The following is a 15,816-nucleotide window of genomic DNA, read 5'->3' as shown; positions in this document are numbered from 1 at the left end:
GACACGGATTCTCCTGTTTCCCCAACTACTCGCGAGACATGAATCTTATGCACAAGCCTGCACAATTCAACTGGGCCGACCCCTTGCTGCTCGACCAGCAACTGACCGACGACGAACGCATGGTGCGGGAAGCGGCGGCGGCGTACTGCCAGGACAAGCTGATGCCGCGCGTGCTGGAGTCGTTCCGCAACGAGCGCACCGATGCCGCCATCTTCCGCGAGATGGGCGAGCTGGGCCTGTTGGGACCCACCATTCCCGAGCAATACGGCGGCCCCGGCCTGAACTACGTCTGCTACGGCCTGATCGCGCGCGAGGTCGAGCGCGTGGATTCCGGCTATCGCTCGATGATGAGCGTGCAGTCCTCGCTGGTCATGGTCCCCATCCATGAATTCGGTACCGAGGCGCAAAAGCAGAAATACCTGCCCAAGCTGGCCACCGGCGAGCTGATCGGCTGCTTCGGCCTGACCGAGCCCAACCACGGCTCGGACCCCGGCTCCATGGTCACCCGCGCCACCAAGGTGGATGGCGGCTACCGCCTGAGCGGCGCCAAGATGTGGATCACCAACTCGCCCATCGCCGACGTGTTCGTGGTCTGGGCCAAGCTCAAGGACGAGGACGGCAAGGACAACATCCGCGGCTTCATCCTGGAGAAGGGCTGGAAGGGCCTGTCGGCGCCGGCCATCCACGGCAAGGTCGGCCTGCGCACGTCCATCACCGGCGAAATCGTCATGGACGAGGTGTTCGTGCCGGAAGAGAACTACATGCCCAACGTGGCCGGCCTGAAGGGGCCGTTCACCTGCCTGAACTCGGCCCGCTACGGCATCGCCTGGGGCGCGCTGGGCGCCGCCGAGTACTGCTGGCACACCGCCCGCCAGTACGTGCTGGACCGCAAGCAGTTCGGCCGCCCGCTGGCCGCCAACCAACTGGTGCAGAAGAAGCTGGCCGACATGCAGACCGAGATCACGCTGGGCCTGCAAGGCTGCCTGCAGCTGGGCCGGATGAAGGACGCCGGGACGGCGGCGGTGGAAATCACCTCCATCATGAAGCGCAACTCCTGCGGCAAGTCGCTGGACATCGCCCGCGTGGCGCGCGACATGCTGGGCGGCAACGGGATTTCCGACGAGTTCGGCGTGATCCGCCACGTCGTCAATCTCGAGGTGGTCAACACCTACGAAGGCACGCACGACATCCATGCGCTGATCCTGGGCCGCGCCCAGACGGGCATCCAGGCGTTCTGCTAGGCGTCACGGGGCGCCGGGCGGCGCCTCTTTCAGCTTGCGCCACAGCGTGGCGGGGCTGATGCCCAGTATCCGGCACGCCGCCGCGCGGTCGCCGTGGCAGGCGTCCAATACCCGGCGCGCATGGGCCGCCTGGCTGGCCCGGGCGATCTCGTCCAGCGACGCGAAGGCGGCCCCGTCCGGACCGGCGGGCGCGGTCTCGTCCGTGCCGCCGTACAACTCGGGCACGGTAATTTCCAGTTCCAGCTCCAGTTCCTTGCGGCCGATCTTGCGGCCCGCGTGCGAGACGGCCACCCGCTCCAGCACGTTCTCCATCTCGCGCAGGTTGCCGGGCCAGGCGTAGTTCGCGCACAGCGACCGGACGAAGGCCGGCAGGCGCACGGGCCGCGTCATGCCCAGCCGCCGCTGCGCGCGGGCGTAGAGTTCCTCGGCCAGTTCGTCGATGTCGCCTTCGCGCTCGCGCAGCGGCGGCATGGTGATGCGCAGGATGTTCAGGCGGTAGAACAGGTCCTGCCGGAAGTCGCCGGCGCGCACCATGGCCTGCAGGTCGCGGTGGGTGGCGGCGACCACCCGCACGTTGACCGCCACCGGTTCCAGCGCGCCCACCGGCAGCACCTGCCGTTCCTGCAGCACGCGCAGCAGGCGCACCTGCAGGGCCAGCGGCATGTCGCCGATCTCGTCCAGGAACAGGGTGCCGTTGTGGGCCGCCTCGAACAGCCCCGTCTTGCCGCCCTTGCGGGCGCCGGTGAAGGCGCCTTCCTCGTAGCCGAACAGTTCGCTTTCCAGCAGGGGTTCGGGAAAGGCGGCGCAGTTGATGGCGACGAAGGGAAAGTCGCGGCGGGGGCTGGCGCGGTGCATGCCTTGTGCCAGCACTTCCTTGCCGGTGCCGCTTTCACCCTCGATCAGCACCGTGGAGCTGACGCCGGCGTACAGTCGGGCCAGTTCGCGCACCCGCTGCATGGGACCCGAGCTGCCCAGCAGGTCGTCCAGGTCGTAGCGCGTGCCGGATGGCCGCGCCGGCGCGCCGGTACGCAGGTTGCGGTCCACCCGCTGGATGGCCTGGGCGTCCTGTGCCGTGACCACCGCGCCCAGCAGTTCGCCGCCGCTCAGGATGGGGATGCGGTTCAGGATCAGCACCTTGTCGCGAACCTTCTGGATGGTCTCCAGTTCCTTCTGCCCGTGCCGCAGGGGGCCGTCGAGCGAGATCGCCGGCGCGGCTTCCTCCAGCGGCTGGCCGATGGCCTGCTCGCGCCGCAGGCCCAGCAGGCGCTCCATGGGCGGATTGAGCGACTGGATGCGGCCTTCGGCGTCCACCGCGGCCACGCCCTCGTTCAAGTGGGACAGCACCGTGTTCAGGTATTCGCGGCGGCGCTGCTCGATGCGCGTGAGCCGGGCCGCCTCGATGGCGTCTTCCAGCGCGACCCGGATCGAATTGGTGGAGTACAGGAAAACGCCGGCCAGGCCCTGCTGTTCGGCCAGGTCCGAGACCAGTCCGGGGCCGACGATGACCTCCAGCCCGGCGAGCTTGAGCGCTTGGACCTGCAAGGCGGCGTCCTCGGTCGTGACGTAGCTGTGGCTGGGAAAGTCCAGCCCGAAGGCCTGCTTGAAGGCCTCGGCCTCGGGAAAGGTGGAGGCGTGCGTGACCAGGGCCAGGCGGCTGGACAACTGCCTGGCCGTGGTCAGGGCGTGCATGACGTCGAAGCCCGTGACCTTGATCAGGATGACCGGCACGTCCACGTGCTGGCGCAGGTAGGCGCCGTTCGAGCCGCCCGCGACCACCGCATCGACCAGCCCCTGGCGCGCGGCTTCGTTGATCGAGCGGGCCGCCGTCTCGAAGCCTTCGTCGACGATGCGGAAATCGGCCTGTCCGGCGTAGCCGGGCGCCAGTTCGGCGAAGGCGCGGGACACGCGGCTGATGCCCATGGTCCAGATGACGGGCCGGGATTGCGAGCGGGCGGGAAGGGCGGCTGGAAGTTCCATGGCAAGATCCGGATTGCAGATTTGATTATATAGATTTCAAATATGAAATTAATCCGGCGGTCGAGACAGGGGGACGATGATCAGGATGAATAGGCCCGTCTCCAGGGAAGCCTTGGCCCGTGCGGCTCGGCGCGGGGAAGCGCGGCGCGGGCCCACGCATGGCACGGTCTTTGCAGTAAGCTGAGTTTTCCCCCAGTCCGAGTCATCGCCATGACCTCCTCACGACCCGCCTCGCCCGGCGCCCGCTTCCGCCAAGCCCTGCGCGAAGAACACCCCCTGCAGATCATCGGCGCCATCAACGCCAACCACGCCTTGCTGGCCAAGCGCGCGGGCTTTCGCGCCGTCTACGTGTCGGGCGGCGGCGTGGCCGCCGGGTCGCTGGGCATGCCCGACCTGGGCATCAACACGCTGGACGACGTGCTGATCGACGTGCGCCGCATCACCGACGTGTGCGATCTGCCGCTGATGGTGGACATCGACACCGGCTTTGGTCCGTCGGCCTTCAACATCGCGCGTTCGGTCAAGAGCCTGATCAAGGCCGGCGCGGCCGCCTGCCACATCGAGGACCAGGTCGGCGCCAAGCGCTGCGGCCACCGTCCGGGCAAGGAAATCGTCTCGGCCTCGGAGATGGTGGACCGCGTCAAGGCGGCGGCCGATGCCAAGACCGATCCCGACTTCTTCCTGGTGGCGCGTACCGACGCCATCGCGGTTGAAGGGCTGGACGCCGCCATCGAGCGCGCCCAGGCCTGCGTGGAGGCGGGCGCCGACGGCATCTTCGCCGAGGCCGCCTACGACCTGCCCACCTACCGCAAGTTCGTCGACGCCGTGAAGGTGCCGGTGCTGGCCAACATCACCGAGTTCGGACAGACGCCGCTATTCACGGTGGAGGAACTGCGCAGCGCCGACGTGTCCATGGTGCTGTACCCGCTGTCCGCCTTCCGCGCCATGAACAAGGCCGCGGAAACGGTCTACACGGCCATCCGCCGCGAAGGCCACCAGAAGAACGTGATCGACATGATGCAGACGCGCGAGGAGTTGTACGATCGCATTGGCTATCACGCGTTCGAACAGAGCCTGGATACCCTGTTCAAGAAGAGGTAGACCCCCCCCTTACGCGCTGACGCGCGCCCCCCAGGGGGCGATGCGGGTGGACCGGCGGAGCCGGATCCACCGCATCCTGGGTCTGGTAAGCGTTTCCTGGATGTGTGGCAATTGTTACGGAGCGAGTGAGACGATGAGCGCAACAGTATCGAATCAGAAGGACCAGCCGGCCGCGGGACCGAAGCCGAAGAAGTCGGTGGCCCTGTCGGGCGTGATGGCGGGCAATACCGCCTTGTGCACGGTGGGCCGCAGCGGCAACGACCTGCACTATCGCGGCTACGACATCCTGGATATCGCCGACGAATGCGAGTTCGAGGAAATCGCCTATCTGCTGGTGCACGGCAAGCTGCCCAACCGCAACGAGCTGGCGGCCTACAAGACTAAGCTGAAGGCGCTGCGCGGGCTGCCCGCGAACGTGAAGGCGGCGCTCGAATGGCTGCCCGCGGCCAGCCATCCCATGGACGTGATGCGCACCGGAGTGTCGGCCCTGGGCTGCGTGCTGCCCGAGAAGGACGACCACAACCTGCCCGGCGCGCGCGACATCGCCGACCGGCTGATGGCCTCGCTGGGATCGATGCTGCTGTACTGGTACCACTACAGCCATCGCGGCGAGCGCATCGACGTCGACACCGACGACGACAGCATAGGCGGGCACTTCCTGCACCTGCTGCACGGCAAGCCGGCGCCCGCCTCGTGGGTGCGGGCCATGCACACCTCGCTGAACCTGTACGCCGAGCACGAGTTCAACGCCTCCACCTTCACCGCCCGCGTCATCGCCGGCACCGGCTCGGACATGTACTCGGCCCTGACCGGCGCCATCGGCGCGCTGCGCGGCCCCAAGCATGGCGGCGCCAACGAAGTCGCCTTCGAAGTCCAGAGCCGTTACGACACGCCCGACGAGGCCGAGGCCGACATCCGCCGCCGCGTCGAGAACAAGGAAGTGGTGATCGGCTTCGGCCACCCCGTCTACACCGTGTCCGACCCGCGCAACCAGGTCATCAAGGGCGTGTCGCACCGCCTGTCCAAGGAGTCCGGCAACATGCGGCTGTACGAGATCGCCGAGCGCCTGGAATCGGTGATGTGGAACGTCAAGAAAATGTTCCCCAACCTCGACTGGTTCAGCGCCGTCAGCTACCACGAGATGGGCGTTCCCACCGCGATGTTCACCCCGCTGTTCGTGATCGCCCGCACCGCGGGCTGGTCGGCCCACATCATCGAACAGCGCATCGACAACAAGATCATCCGCCCCAGCGCCAACTACACCGGCCCCGAAGACCGCAAGTTCGTGCCGCTGGCCAAGCGCAAGTAAAGAAAAGACCGCTTCATTCCTGCAATAACCAACATCCTTCAACCAATCAAACCCGCAAAGCGCAAACCGCCCATCCAGGGCACCGCGGATCCGGCTCCGCCGGTCCGCCAGTGCCGCCCCCTGGGGGGCGCGCGAAGCGCGTAGGGGGAGCCCCATGTCTTCCGCTATCTCTACCGTTCGTCCGAAGCCCGACCAGGTCCTGGTCGACATCGTCGACTACGTCCTGAAAAAGCGCATCACCAGCAAGCTGGCCTACGAGACCGCGCGCAACTGCCTGATCGACACCCTGGGCTGCGGCCTGGAGGCGCTGGAGTATCCGGCCTGCACCAAGCTGCTCGGACCCATCGTGCCCGGCACCGTCGTGCCCAACGGCGCCAAGGTGCCCGGCACCCAGTTCCAGCTCGATCCCGTGCAGGCCGCCTTCAACATCGGCACCATCATCCGCTGGCTGGACTTCAACGACACCTGGCTGGCCGCCGAATGGGGTCATCCCTCGGACAACCTGGGCGGCATCCTGGCCACGGCCGATTGGCTGTCGCGCCAGGCCGTCGCCGCGGGCAAGAAGCCGCTGACCATGCGCGACGTCCTGACCGCCATGATCAAGGCGCACGAAATCCAGGGCTGCATCGCGCTGGAGAACTCCTTCAACCGCGTGGGCCTGGACCACGTGGTGCTGGTCAAGGTCGCCTCCACCGCCGTGGTCGGCCAGATGATGGGCCTGACCCGCGATGAACTGATCAACGCCGTGTCGCTGGCCTGGGTCGACGGCCAGAGCCTGCGCACCTATCGCCACGCGCCCAACACCGGCTCGCGCAAGAGCTGGGCCGCCGGCGACGCCACCAGCCGCGCCGTGCGCCTGGCGCTGATCGCGCGCACCGGCGAAATGGGCTATCCCTCGGTGCTGAGCGCCAAGACCTGGGGCTTCTACGACGTCCTGTTCAAGGGCCAGCCCTTCAAGTTCCAGCGCCCCTACGGCAGCTACGTGATGGAGAACGTGCTGTTCAAGATCTCCTTCCCGGCCGAGTTCCACTCGCAGACCGCCGTCGAATGCGCGATGGACATCCACAAGCAGTTGCAGAAGCAGGGCCGCAGCGCGGACGACATCAAGAAAATCACCATCCGCACCCACGAAGCCTGCATCCGCATCATCGACAAGAAGGGCCCGCTGGACAACCCCGCCGACCGCGACCACTGCATCCAGTACATGGTGGCCGTGCCCATCCTGTTCGGCCGGCTGACCGCCGGCGACTACGAGGACGAGATCGCCAAGGATCCGCGCATCGACCAGCTGCGCGACAAGATCGTCTGCGTCGAGGACCCCGCCTTCACCAAGGACTACCACGACCCCGAGAAGCGCTCCATCGCCAACGCGCTGACCGTGGAATTCAAGGACGGCAAGAAGCTCAAGGAAATCGTCTGCGAATACCCCATCGGCCACAAGCGCCGCCGCAAGGACGGCATCCCGCTGCTGGAGGCCAAGTTCCGGACCAACCTGGCCCGCCGCTTCCCGACCAAGCAACAGGACACCATCCTGGGCGTGTCGCTGGACCAGCAGGCGCTGGAGGCCATGCCGGTGCATGAGTACGTGGATCTGTACGTGATCTGACCGGTCCCGGCCCAGGGCGCAACTCGGTGTAGAATTGCGCCCTCGGGCCTCTAGCTCATGCCTGGTTAGAGCAGCGGACTCATAATCCGTTGGTGCTCGGTTCGACTCCGAGGAGGCCCACCAAGTATTGACGCGGGTTCCGAGGCATTTGCCTCGGATTCCTGCGGTGGGGTGGTGGGGATTTCTTGCCGATCTCCCCTACAGCCTTTCTCAGCGCTGCCGTTGCCAGGTGCGCATACCGCTTCGTGGACTGGGCCGACTTGTGCCCCAGGACCGCCCCGACCGTATACAGGTCGATCTCCCGGTTAATCATTTCGCTTGTTGCCGAGTGGCGCAGGTCGTGGAAATGTAGCCAATCCATCCCGACAGCCTCGCGTGCCGCCCGAAAATGCCGGGAAATCGTGCTCTGGTCGGGCATGGCCATGCTGGAGCAGCATCGAATCTTCGGGTGAGTCGGCACGTAGCGCGGGTCGCCGCTCTTGGTGTCCTCGAGCACGGATAGGTCGCCCTCAACCTCTCGTTTCTGGATTTCTCCCATGCGCATGCCGGAGTAGAACGCAATGCGGATGGCGGCCCGGCTCGCGCGGTTTGCCGCCATCTCTCACAACCGCGCGGGCGATATCGGCCGCTGCGACGGCATGCTGGCGGCCGTAGATCAGGATCAGGTTCTGGTCATTGCCTCAGGCCACGGCCCGCGCCACCAAGATCATGATGTCTGCGCCGTGAACCTTGCGGCCCGCTTCGTTGATGTTTTTGATGCCCATTCCCATCCTCTTGGTGTGTGGGGATGAGGTGAATATTAGCGATGCTGCTTGATTGTGGTGAGGCGTGCCGGCTGCACGATGTTGGTGCGACGATGTATTATGAGTTACACAATGAAACGTTAAGGAGGTGGGGATGGTCGCTACGACAGGTGGCGTTGACGAAGCTCGTGAGATGGCGCATGCAATTAAGCGTCCGCGTGACGGATTCGCAGCCGCTATCGTGATCGGGATCTTTCTAGCCGTCGCCGGGTGTGCGCCCGTACCTCCCCGACCCTACCAATCTTCAAGGTATGTGCAGCCCAGTCATCCGACGGTTTCGCACGCTTATGAAGTAAAGGTCGTCGATAGCAACGGGGTTCTGATCCCCGGGGCTGACGTGGAAGTCAAGACTCGAGCGGTGCCCGACGGTCCAGAAAACTTTAACCAATGTAAGGCTAGCGGGGACGGCGCGTGCGCCATAACTGTGACCGCCTCATCTTTCACGAGCTACACGCGAAACTATTCTTCGAGAGCCGTTTTCTCAGCCAAAAAAGAAGGCTTCTACAGCGGGTCAACAACGCTATTCAATGATTTCGGCTCAAGCGACTCAAAAAAGAGTCAGACCGTTAGCGGGCAGGTTGTGCTCTATAGGCCGGATGATTATTTGAGTTCCGCGCTTAAAGAGAACCGGCAGGAGGCGCAGTTGGCGAAGAGTGCCGCTGACCTGGTTTCCATGCTGCGTCTCGAGAGCATCCTCGCAAACGCTGACGTAGTGCTCGGTGGGATAGATTTGTCGTCGTTCAAAGGGAAAAAGTATCTTCAAGTTAAGATTAATAGCACAACTGTCTATAACTATTTGAAGCTCAATAAATATGGAATTGGCAATCGACTCTTTGATGACGTTGTGCGCAAGGTCCTATCGCCATTGAACGACAAGACGCCCCTGCCTCGATCAGTGTTCGGCTATGACTTGATCGTCTATGGGCATGGGCGTAGCTTTGCTGACGAGTATTCGCGTGCCGACAAAATTGAGTATCGTTTCTTAATGCCGGCCTCTACGGTGAAAAAGTACAAGGAAAAAGACATCTCCGGGCAGCAGTTGCTGGACGCGTCGGTAATCCTAATGGATGACGAACGGATTGATCTGAAACTGAATTAGGTAAAAAGGGGGGAGGGAATGAAGCGAGCCCCCTCGCTACTACTTGCAGGCCTGGTGCTGCTCTTCGGCTGTAGCAAGGTCGAGTCAGACCAGGACCACGCGCGTAGCGCCCCTGGCAAAGCGATGCTGCCGACGCTGCTTGGGCCGGGCCCGGATGCGCCTGGCGGCGAGCCCGCAGCGCCATCCCGGCAGCCAGAGTACCGATAGGCGTGCAGACGTCTGCACGCCCGCAACACTCCGTGCATGCGCGCGAGGGCAGGGAAACTAGGCAACAAACGGCCCAGCTCGGACGCTACGAAGAGAATATGACTACGAAATTCAATTGGTGGGCACTTGGAATAGGGCTTGAGGCAGTGCTACTCGCTTTGGCGCCAATGCTGCTGCTGGCCCACCTTCTGGCAATTGCTGTAGCTGCGGCGATGTTTAACGTTGAAGCTGCTGCTGGGTCTGGAGCTGGCGTTGACGACGAGGACTTGAGACTCGCTTTCCTCGCCATCTTGGCCTTCGTGGTCACGATTTGGTCGTTGATCCAGTATTGGATTCTTGCCGTAGCGACCTCAAAGAGGAACCTGTACCGGTTTGGGCTGGGCTTCTGGCTTGCTGTCGTTGGCACGATGGCCCTGACGGTATCGCTCGGGAAGATCGCCCTATTCGGGCTCCCCGTTGTGATCGGGGCCATCCATTTCATCGCTATCCAGGTGCGTTGGCGGCGAAGAGAGGTAACGGTCCGGGTCTAGCCTCCAGCCCAAACGGTTTGTCCAGAGCGGGTTCAGGCAGACGGCGTGCAGACGCCTGCACAGGCACAATACTCCACCAGAGAGCGGCAATGAATACTTTGGGGAGAGGCAATGGCAATTGGTGATGCCCGGAGACTTGCGGTGCTTATCGACGCAGACAGTGCTTCGTCGAAGGTGCTGAAAGCGCTACTTGAAGAAGAGGCCAAGTACGGCACCGCGACGGTGAAGCGGGCGTACGGCGACCGGGCGACGCAGAACCTTGGCGGCTGGAAAGCGCAACTCCATCGGTATGCGGTGCAGCCAATTCAGCAGTTCGCCTACACCGAGGGGAAGAACTCGACTGAGTCGGCGTTCATCATCGACGCGATGGACTTGCTCTACGCTGACAACGTCGATGGTTTCTGCCTGGTATCGTCGGATAGCGACTTCACCAGGCTCGCGACGAGGCTTCGGGAAGCGGGGAAGGTGGTCTACGGGCTAGGAGAGAAGAAGACTCCTGCGGCTTTCATCGCGGCGTGCGACAAATTCATCTTCGTCGAGGTGTTGCAGGAGGCGCCGGAGGCGGCAGCAATGCTATTTTTTGGGGCTATGAACATCGCCCAGGTCCTGGACCAGAGCCAGATCAGTCAAGCCGCTTTCGCTGAAAGCGTCGGTGTTTCCCAGTCGATGGTGTGGCAGTGGATCGAAGGGAGGCGGCCGGTGCCGGAGAAGCGCTGCACTCGGATAGAGCGCATCGCCAACGGTGCGGTAATTCATCACGAATCGGGGCAAATCTACGCATGTGTTGTTGAGCTTTGAGGACTATCAGCGGCTTGCGAAGCAGCGGCGCAATATTGCCGACGCGCCGGCGATGCCGGATGTCGAGGATATCGAGTTCGAGCCGCCTCGTGTGACTATTGAATCTCAGCCGGCCGATCTTTCATAGTGCGCGTGCTGGATACCAACGTGTTATCTAAGCGAAGCAAAGTACGGCCTTGTCAGGCCGTTGGAGTGTGGTGCCAGCGTACGGAAATCTACCGTTGAGCCAGATGCCACGCCACCAGCGCATTGGCATGTCCATGCCCCAACTGATGCTCCGACTTCAAATGTGTCACCAGTTCCATGTGCTTGAGCGGCCCAGCCTTCTTGAGCACCTGCATCCAATGCTCGATGGGTTCGCCGTGCTTCTTCTCGATCGAAGGGAAGTAGGACGCCGGACCGGTGACCTTTTCTTGGGTTGCCATGTGGACCTCGGTAGGATGTGTCGAGAGCCGGCCAGCCTGTGAGGCGACCGGTGCCACGGTACGACGAATGAAGGCGGCCGAAATCGACAGCTTATAGAGCCGATTCCGCGTCCTGGCTCCGGTAGCCTCGCGCCAACCACCCCGCGGCCAACTCATCCCCACTCAACGCCCGCGAAAAATAAAACCCCTGTCCCAAGGTAAACCCGATCTCCCGCAACTGGTTGCGCTGGGCCTCGGTCTCGATGCCTTCGGCCACCATGTCCAGGTGCATCGCGCTTCCCAACCCGTAGATCGCCTGGCAGACGATTTCCGCGTCGTCGCTGGCCCCCAGGTCGTCGATCACGCTCTTGTCGATCTTGATGCAGTCGAACGGCAGGGCTTTCAGGTGGCCGATGTTCGAGGCGCCGCTGCCGAAATCGTCCAGGGACAGCGGGAAGCCCAGGGCCTTGAGGCGGTTGAGCACGTTGATGGACAGGTTGGGGTTCGTCATGACGGAGGATTCGGTCAGTTCGAACTCGATCTGCGTGGGGCTCAGGCCGTGGTCCAGCACGCAGCGCAGGGATTTTTCAGGGAAGTCGTCGTCCAGCAGTTGTTTCGCGGAAAGGTTGACGGACGTTACCGGCGGGGTGAAGCCGCGCCTGCGCCATTCGACGAGTTGGCGGCAGGTTTCCTGGAGCACCCATTCTCCCAGGGGAACGATCAGGCCCGAGGTTTCGGCCACGGGAATGAATTCATCGGGAGCCACCTTGCCCAGGGCGGGTGAATGCCAGCGGCACAGTGCCTCGACGCCGTGGAGCTTGCCGGTATCCAGGTGGACCTTGGGCTGGTATTGCAGCAGGAATTCGTTGCCGGTCTCGACCGCGCGCCGCAGTTCCACTTCGAGTTTCATGGGGCGGACGGCTTGTACGATGGTGTTTTCGTCGTAGACCTGCAGCCGGTTTTCCCCCAGCGTGATGGAGCGCGCCAGGGCCTGGTTGCCGTGTGCGATGAGCGTTTCGAGGGCATCGTGGTCGCCCGAGGACGAACTGATGCCGATGTTCAGGCTAAGGTGCAGGTCGCGGCCATGGGAGTGGAAGGGGCGGCGGAAGGCGGCGAAGACGTTGTCGACCAGCGTGACAGTCTCGTCCAGGCGGTCGGCCATGACGAACAGGCCGAAGGTGCCGTCGTCGAAGCGCGACAGGGTGGGGTTCTTCACCACGTCCTCGAGCCTGCGGGCCGCCTCGGTCAGCAGGGACTCGGACAGGCTGGGGCCCAGCGTCACGCTGACGTTGCGCAGCCGGCGGATGGAGATGAGCAGCACGGTGATCTTGTCGTCGGAGCCGGCGAGTTTTCGCAGCGCGGCATCCAGTTCGAGCCAGAAGCCGGCCCGGTTCAGCAGGCCGGAGGCCCGGTCCCGGACCAGCAGCGTCCTGACCAGGTCCTGCTGTTCGTTGAGCTTGCGGCCGAGGTTGGTCTTCTGCTGGATGAGGATGAGCATGCCCCCGGCGATCATGGTTACGCAGAACTGGGAGAGCGGCATGACGATCAGCAGCGACCCGGTCACGTGGGCCAGCCACAGCGCCGCGGCCTGGTTCAGCGAAGCCCAGGCGCCCATCGTGGCAAGGGAGCCCGCCGAGACCGCGCCGGGTTCGGGCACCAGCCGGGTGCGCCAGCGCGCCAGGACGACGATGCCGAGGAAGATGGTGGCCAGGACGGCCACGCCTATGGGTGCCGCGGGGCCGCCTATCCAGCCGCGGGTGATGGCGCCGATGGCCAGGGACACGACCGCGGGGATGGGGCCGCCGAAAAGGTAGGCCAGCACCAGGATGGCGCCCCGCATGTCGGCGATCGTGTACTGTCCGTGGTGGACCGAGGACATCATGGCCAGCCACATCGCGGCGCCGAACAGCACCGACATGTGGAGATTCCCTTGCCTGCCGCCGGGCAGCCATGCCCTGAGCGCGACATAGACCGAAGTCAGCGCGATTGGAGTCAGGGCGGACAAAAGGAGGGGGAACAGGGTGTTCATACGTTCCCGCGCGGAAGGTGCGACTCCTCACCCCCGGCGCGGCGGATTACGGTCTGGCTTCAAAAGTGTAATCGCATAATCGATCCTGGACGTGGTGGAACGGTATTGTCAGGAACCCTTACCTTGGTCCCCCCTGGACGCCGGTTTCCTTCCTCCAGAGATCATCCCGGGGCATGCTGGGATTGGCCGGCCGCCGGTCGTAGTACGGAATCAGGGGCACATACAGGCCGTACAGGCGGCGCAGCTCGCCGATGGGCTCGTCGTGTTCGTCCACCCGCAGGTCGACCCAGGCGTAGGATTTCCTGTTGTGCACCAGCAGCGCGGCGGAGTGCTGGCCGGCCACCTGGCCGCCGGCGTCGCGCGCCGCTTCCAGCACGCCAACCAGGCGGTCGGCCAGCTCCAGGTCGGCGTGCCGCTCGAAGGCGTCGGACATGGCGGTAAGCGTGCGCTCGCTGGTCAGGCGGTTGCCCAGCACGACATAGTCCTGTTTGGCGACGTGGCCCTTCCAGTCCTCGTTGTCCTTGCCGGTCACGGCGGCGGTCCGGCCGTCCTTGTCGATGACGGCGATCTGCCGCCAGGCGATGTTGTCTTCCCCGTCGCTTTCGATGATGTCGTTCAGCACCTTCCGGGCGGAATAGCCCTGTTCCAGCAGCGACAGGCCCAGCGGCCCCAGGCGGGGGTCGCCGTTGGCCTGCACGACCAGCCCCCCTATGCCGGGCCGCAGGAACGGGCACTTGGCGCCGATGGCCATGGGGCGCGTGGCGATGGCGATGCCGAACATGCCCGTGCGCGGGCAGCGGGCGATCACGGAAAACGTCATGGATACCTCCTTGGGGACGGGGTGGTGGCTAGTCGACCTTGACGTTGGCCGCCTTGATGATGGCGGCCCACTTGGGGATCTCGGCGCGCAGGTAGGTATCGAACTGTTGGGGGCCGGCGCCGATGATCTCGGCGCCGAAGCCGTCCATGCGCGTCTTGATGTCGGGCGAGGCGAGCGCGGCGGCGATGTCCTTGTGCAGCCGTTCGATGACGGGCTTGGGCGTGCCGGCTGGCGCGAAGATGCCGAACCAGACCGCGACGTCGTAGCCGGGCAGGCCGGCCTCGGCCACCGTGGGCAGGTCGGGCAGCGACGCCGACCGCTTGGTGCCCGCCACCGCCAGCGCGCGCAGGCGGCCGGCTTGGATGTGGGGCAGCAGGGCGGGCGGGTTCTCGAAGGCCATCTGCACCTGGCCGGACAGGAGATCGTTCAGCGCCGGGCCCGTGCCCTTGTAGGGAACGTGGACGATGTCGACGTGGGCCAGGTATTTGAAGAGTTCGCCGAACAGGTGCTGCGAGGAACCGTTGCCGGTGGACGAGAAGTTGAGCTGGCGGGGGTGGGCCTTGGCGTAGTCGATCAGCTCGGGCACCGAGCGGATCGGCAGCGAGGGATGGACCACGAGGATGTTGGGCACCACGGCGGCCAGCGTGACGGGCGCGAAGTCGCGCATGGGATCGTAGGGCAGCCGGGGATACAGGCCGGGCGCGATGGAGTGGGTGGGCGAGCTGCCCATGACCAGGGTGTAGCCGTCGGCCGGCGCCTTGGCCGCGTAGTCCGAGCCTATGGTGCCGGCCGCGCCGGGGCGGTTTTCCACGACCACCGGCTGGCCCAGCGATTCGGTCAGCTTCTGCGCCAGCGCCCGGCAGAAGATGTCGTTGGCGCCGCCGGGCGCCCAGGGGCTGACCAGCTTGACCGGCCGCGCCGGATACTCCTGCGCGACCGCCTGACCGCTTCCCGTGGCGACCCCCAGCAACAGGTAGCGGGACCACTTCGACAACTTGCCTTTCCATCTGCTCGAGCGCATGGCGTGTCCTTAGAAAGACGACGAGGGATCAGTTGCCGGCTCCCGCCTTGGGATAGAGGGTGGCCGTGTATCGGTAGCGTTCGGGGTGATAGACCGCATCGACGATCTCCACCGGCCGGTTCTGCACGTCGTAGTAGATGCGGGTGGCGCGCAGCACCGGTGTGTTCCGCGAGATGTCCAGGCGGGCGGCGATCTCGCTGGTGGCCGCCATAGGCTCGACGAGCTGGTCGGCGTGGTCGATGCGGACGTTCAGGTGGGTCTGGAGGTATTTGACCGGCGGCAGCGGGCCGGCCACCTCGGCGGCGCCTATGCCGTCGGCCACGTGTTCGGCGAAGTAGAAATGGGCGTAGTCCAGCGGTTCGCCGGGCGCCACGTGGTTGACCGCGCGCACGCATTTCCATTTCTGCGAGCCCAGGCCGAACAGTTCGCGCAGCCTGGCCGGCAGGGGCGTCCAGGCCTCGTCCACGACGCTGACCTGGTTGCGCGGCAGGACTTCGTCGATCACGCCGACCAAGGTGACATCCTTGGTGGCCCGGCGCGGATCGTTGACGAAGGTGCCGACGCCGCGGCGGCGGACGATCAGGTGGCGGGCCAGCAGTTCCTCGACGGCCTTGCGGACGGTGATGCGGCTGACGCCGAACTCGCGGCACAGGCTGTCTTCCGGGGGCAGGGCGTCCCCGGGGACGAGCTGGCCGCTGGCGATGCGCTGGATGAGGTGCTCGGCCACCTGCCGATACAGCGGCGCGCCGCCTTCGGTCAGCAGCGGGTTGGGAAGGTCCATGCGTGAGTCATGCCGTCATGATGTGAAGGCATCATGACGGCATGACATCATGATGTCAATGGAATGTTGACGAGATCGCGCACGCCGGCG

General features: G+C 64.6%; 15 protein-coding genes, 1 tRNA gene and 1 pseudogene. 10 read left to right on the top strand and 7 right to left on the bottom strand.

Features of this window, described 5'->3' with window-relative positions; all coding sequences use genetic code 11:
• Positions 1-47 precede the first annotated feature (47 nt).
• A complete protein-coding gene (locus WKR98_RS20070) occupies positions 48-1,241 on the top strand; it encodes an acyl-CoA dehydrogenase (RefSeq protein WP_124690559.1) in 1,194 nt (397 codons plus the stop codon).
• Between the two features lie 3 nt (positions 1,242-1,244).
• On the opposite strand, the gene prpR is transcribed toward WKR98_RS20070, so the two are convergent.
• Positions 1,245-3,218, bottom strand: coding sequence for a propionate catabolism operon regulatory protein PrpR (prpR, locus tag WKR98_RS20065; RefSeq protein WP_341434513.1), 1,974 nt, complete (start codon positions 3,216-3,218; stop codon positions 1,245-1,247).
• A 210-nt stretch (positions 3,219-3,428) separates the two neighbouring features.
• Here prpR and prpB point away from each other — a divergent pair, with 210 nt between their 5' ends.
• From prpB to WKR98_RS20045, 4 genes are all read left to right on the top strand, one after another.
• Positions 3,429-4,319 carry a methylisocitrate lyase gene (gene prpB / locus WKR98_RS20060; protein ID WP_341434512.1) on the top strand — a complete coding sequence of 297 codons (891 nt, stop codon included), beginning with the start codon at positions 3,429-3,431 and terminating at the stop codon, positions 4,317-4,319.
• Between the two features lie 133 nt (positions 4,320-4,452).
• Positions 4,453-5,628: a bifunctional 2-methylcitrate synthase/citrate synthase gene (gene prpC / locus WKR98_RS20055; RefSeq protein ID WP_124690556.1), complete on the top strand. Its 1,176-nt coding sequence runs from the start codon at positions 4,453-4,455 to the stop codon at positions 5,626-5,628.
• A gap of 154 nt (positions 5,629-5,782) precedes the next feature.
• Complete coding sequence (locus WKR98_RS20050) at positions 5,783-7,234, top strand: bifunctional 2-methylcitrate dehydratase/aconitate hydratase (RefSeq protein ID WP_341434511.1); 1,452 nt, start codon at positions 5,783-5,785, stop codon at positions 7,232-7,234.
• A 44-nt stretch (positions 7,235-7,278) separates the two neighbouring features.
• Positions 7,279-7,357: transfer RNA gene (locus tag WKR98_RS20045), tRNA-Ile, on the top strand.
• Here the strand turns inward: WKR98_RS20045 and WKR98_RS20040 are convergent.
• The gene (locus WKR98_RS20040; protein WP_341434699.1) at positions 7,314-7,652 is read right to left on the bottom strand and encodes a tyrosine-type recombinase/integrase; all 339 of its coding nucleotides are present in this window, start codon (positions 7,650-7,652) and stop codon (positions 7,314-7,316) included. The genes WKR98_RS20045 and WKR98_RS20040 overlap by 44 nt on opposite strands.
• A gap of 142 nt (positions 7,653-7,794) precedes the next feature.
• Here WKR98_RS20040 and WKR98_RS20035 point away from each other — a divergent pair, with 142 nt between their 5' ends.
• The 5 genes and pseudogenes from WKR98_RS20035 to WKR98_RS20015 all read left to right on the top strand — a co-directional run.
• Entirely contained in the window at positions 7,795-8,025 is a 231-nt protein-coding gene (locus WKR98_RS20035; protein ID WP_341434510.1) for a hypothetical protein, read from the top strand.
• 106 nt (positions 8,026-8,131) lie between these two features.
• Entirely contained in the window at positions 8,132-9,136 is a 1,005-nt protein-coding gene (locus tag WKR98_RS20030; RefSeq protein ID WP_341434509.1) for a hypothetical protein, read from the top strand.
• A 305-nt stretch (positions 9,137-9,441) separates the two neighbouring features.
• Positions 9,442-9,873: a hypothetical protein gene (locus tag WKR98_RS20025; protein ID WP_341434508.1), complete on the top strand. Its 432-nt coding sequence runs from the start codon at positions 9,442-9,444 to the stop codon at positions 9,871-9,873.
• 111 nt (positions 9,874-9,984) lie between these two features.
• Entirely contained in the window at positions 9,985-10,671 is a 687-nt protein-coding gene (locus WKR98_RS20020) for an NYN domain-containing protein (RefSeq protein WP_341434507.1), read from the top strand.
• Positions 10,625-10,798, top strand: a pseudogene (locus tag WKR98_RS20015) (type II toxin-antitoxin system Phd/YefM family antitoxin); the annotation flags it as partial. The gene WKR98_RS20020 and the pseudogene WKR98_RS20015, both read left to right, overlap by 47 nt.
• An 88-nt stretch (positions 10,799-10,886) precedes the next feature.
• On the opposite strand, the gene WKR98_RS20010 reads toward WKR98_RS20015, so the two are convergent.
• The 5 genes from WKR98_RS20010 to WKR98_RS19990 form a co-directional block, all read right to left on the bottom strand.
• Positions 10,887-11,096: a DUF4287 domain-containing protein gene (locus tag WKR98_RS20010; protein WP_341434506.1), complete on the bottom strand. Its 210-nt coding sequence runs from the start codon at positions 11,094-11,096 to the stop codon at positions 10,887-10,889.
• Positions 11,097-11,187: 91 nt separating this feature from the next.
• On the bottom strand, positions 11,188-13,104 hold the full coding sequence (locus WKR98_RS20005; RefSeq protein WP_124690551.1) for a putative bifunctional diguanylate cyclase/phosphodiesterase: 1,917 nt from the start codon (positions 13,102-13,104) through the stop codon (positions 11,188-11,190).
• Positions 13,105-13,222: 118 nt separating this feature from the next.
• On the bottom strand, positions 13,223-13,924 hold the full coding sequence (locus tag WKR98_RS20000) for a DUF1028 domain-containing protein (RefSeq protein WP_341434505.1): 702 nt from the start codon (positions 13,922-13,924) through the stop codon (positions 13,223-13,225).
• Between the two features lie 28 nt (positions 13,925-13,952).
• Positions 13,953-14,945 (bottom strand): Bug family tripartite tricarboxylate transporter substrate binding protein, encoded by a 993-nt coding sequence (locus WKR98_RS19995; protein WP_341434504.1) that lies wholly within the window; start codon positions 14,943-14,945, stop codon positions 13,953-13,955.
• Between the two features lie 28 nt (positions 14,946-14,973).
• On the bottom strand, positions 14,974-15,726 hold the full coding sequence (locus tag WKR98_RS19990) for a GntR family transcriptional regulator (protein ID WP_341434503.1): 753 nt from the start codon (positions 15,724-15,726) through the stop codon (positions 14,974-14,976).
• Positions 15,727-15,816 lie beyond the last annotated feature (90 nt).

The sequence above is a fragment of the Pigmentiphaga sp. YJ18 genome (assembly GCF_038066655.1).
Classification (GTDB): Bacteria; Pseudomonadota; Gammaproteobacteria; order Burkholderiales; family Burkholderiaceae_B; genus Pigmentiphaga.
The sequence above is the reverse complement of the archived record's forward strand: the minus strand, read 5'-3'. Positions and strand labels throughout refer to the sequence as shown.

Coding starts and splice junctions, on each gene's coding strand:
- WKR98_RS19995 (WP_341434504.1), bottom strand. CDS start 14,945: ATGCGCTCGAGCAGATGGAAAGGCAAGTTGTCGAAGTGGTCCCGCTAC.
- WKR98_RS20005 (WP_124690551.1), bottom strand. CDS start 13,104: ATGAACACCCTGTTCCCCCTCCTTTTGTCCGCCCTGACTCCAATCGCG.
- WKR98_RS20070 (WP_124690559.1), top strand. CDS start 48: ATGCACAAGCCTGCACAATTCAACTGGGCCGACCCCTTGCTGCTCGAC.
- prpR (WP_341434513.1), bottom strand. CDS start 3,218: ATGGAACTTCCAGCCGCCCTTCCCGCCCGCTCGCAATCCCGGCCCGTC.
- prpC (WP_124690556.1), top strand. CDS start 4,453: ATGAGCGCAACAGTATCGAATCAGAAGGACCAGCCGGCCGCGGGACCG.
- WKR98_RS20025 (WP_341434508.1), top strand. CDS start 9,442: ATGACTACGAAATTCAATTGGTGGGCACTTGGAATAGGGCTTGAGGCA.
- WKR98_RS20035 (WP_341434510.1), top strand. CDS start 7,795: ATGCGGATGGCGGCCCGGCTCGCGCGGTTTGCCGCCATCTCTCACAAC.
- WKR98_RS20030 (WP_341434509.1), top strand. CDS start 8,132: ATGGTCGCTACGACAGGTGGCGTTGACGAAGCTCGTGAGATGGCGCAT.
- WKR98_RS20040 (WP_341434699.1), bottom strand. CDS start 7,652: ATGCCCGACCAGAGCACGATTTCCCGGCATTTTCGGGCGGCACGCGAG.
- prpB (WP_341434512.1), top strand. CDS start 3,429: ATGACCTCCTCACGACCCGCCTCGCCCGGCGCCCGCTTCCGCCAAGCC.
- WKR98_RS20050 (WP_341434511.1), top strand. CDS start 5,783: ATGTCTTCCGCTATCTCTACCGTTCGTCCGAAGCCCGACCAGGTCCTG.
- WKR98_RS20020 (WP_341434507.1), top strand. CDS start 9,985: ATGGCAATTGGTGATGCCCGGAGACTTGCGGTGCTTATCGACGCAGAC.
- WKR98_RS19990 (WP_341434503.1), bottom strand. CDS start 15,726: ATGGACCTTCCCAACCCGCTGCTGACCGAAGGCGGCGCGCCGCTGTAT.
- WKR98_RS20010 (WP_341434506.1), bottom strand. CDS start 11,096: ATGGCAACCCAAGAAAAGGTCACCGGTCCGGCGTCCTACTTCCCTTCG.
- WKR98_RS20000 (WP_341434505.1), bottom strand. CDS start 13,924: ATGACGTTTTCCGTGATCGCCCGCTGCCCGCGCACGGGCATGTTCGGC.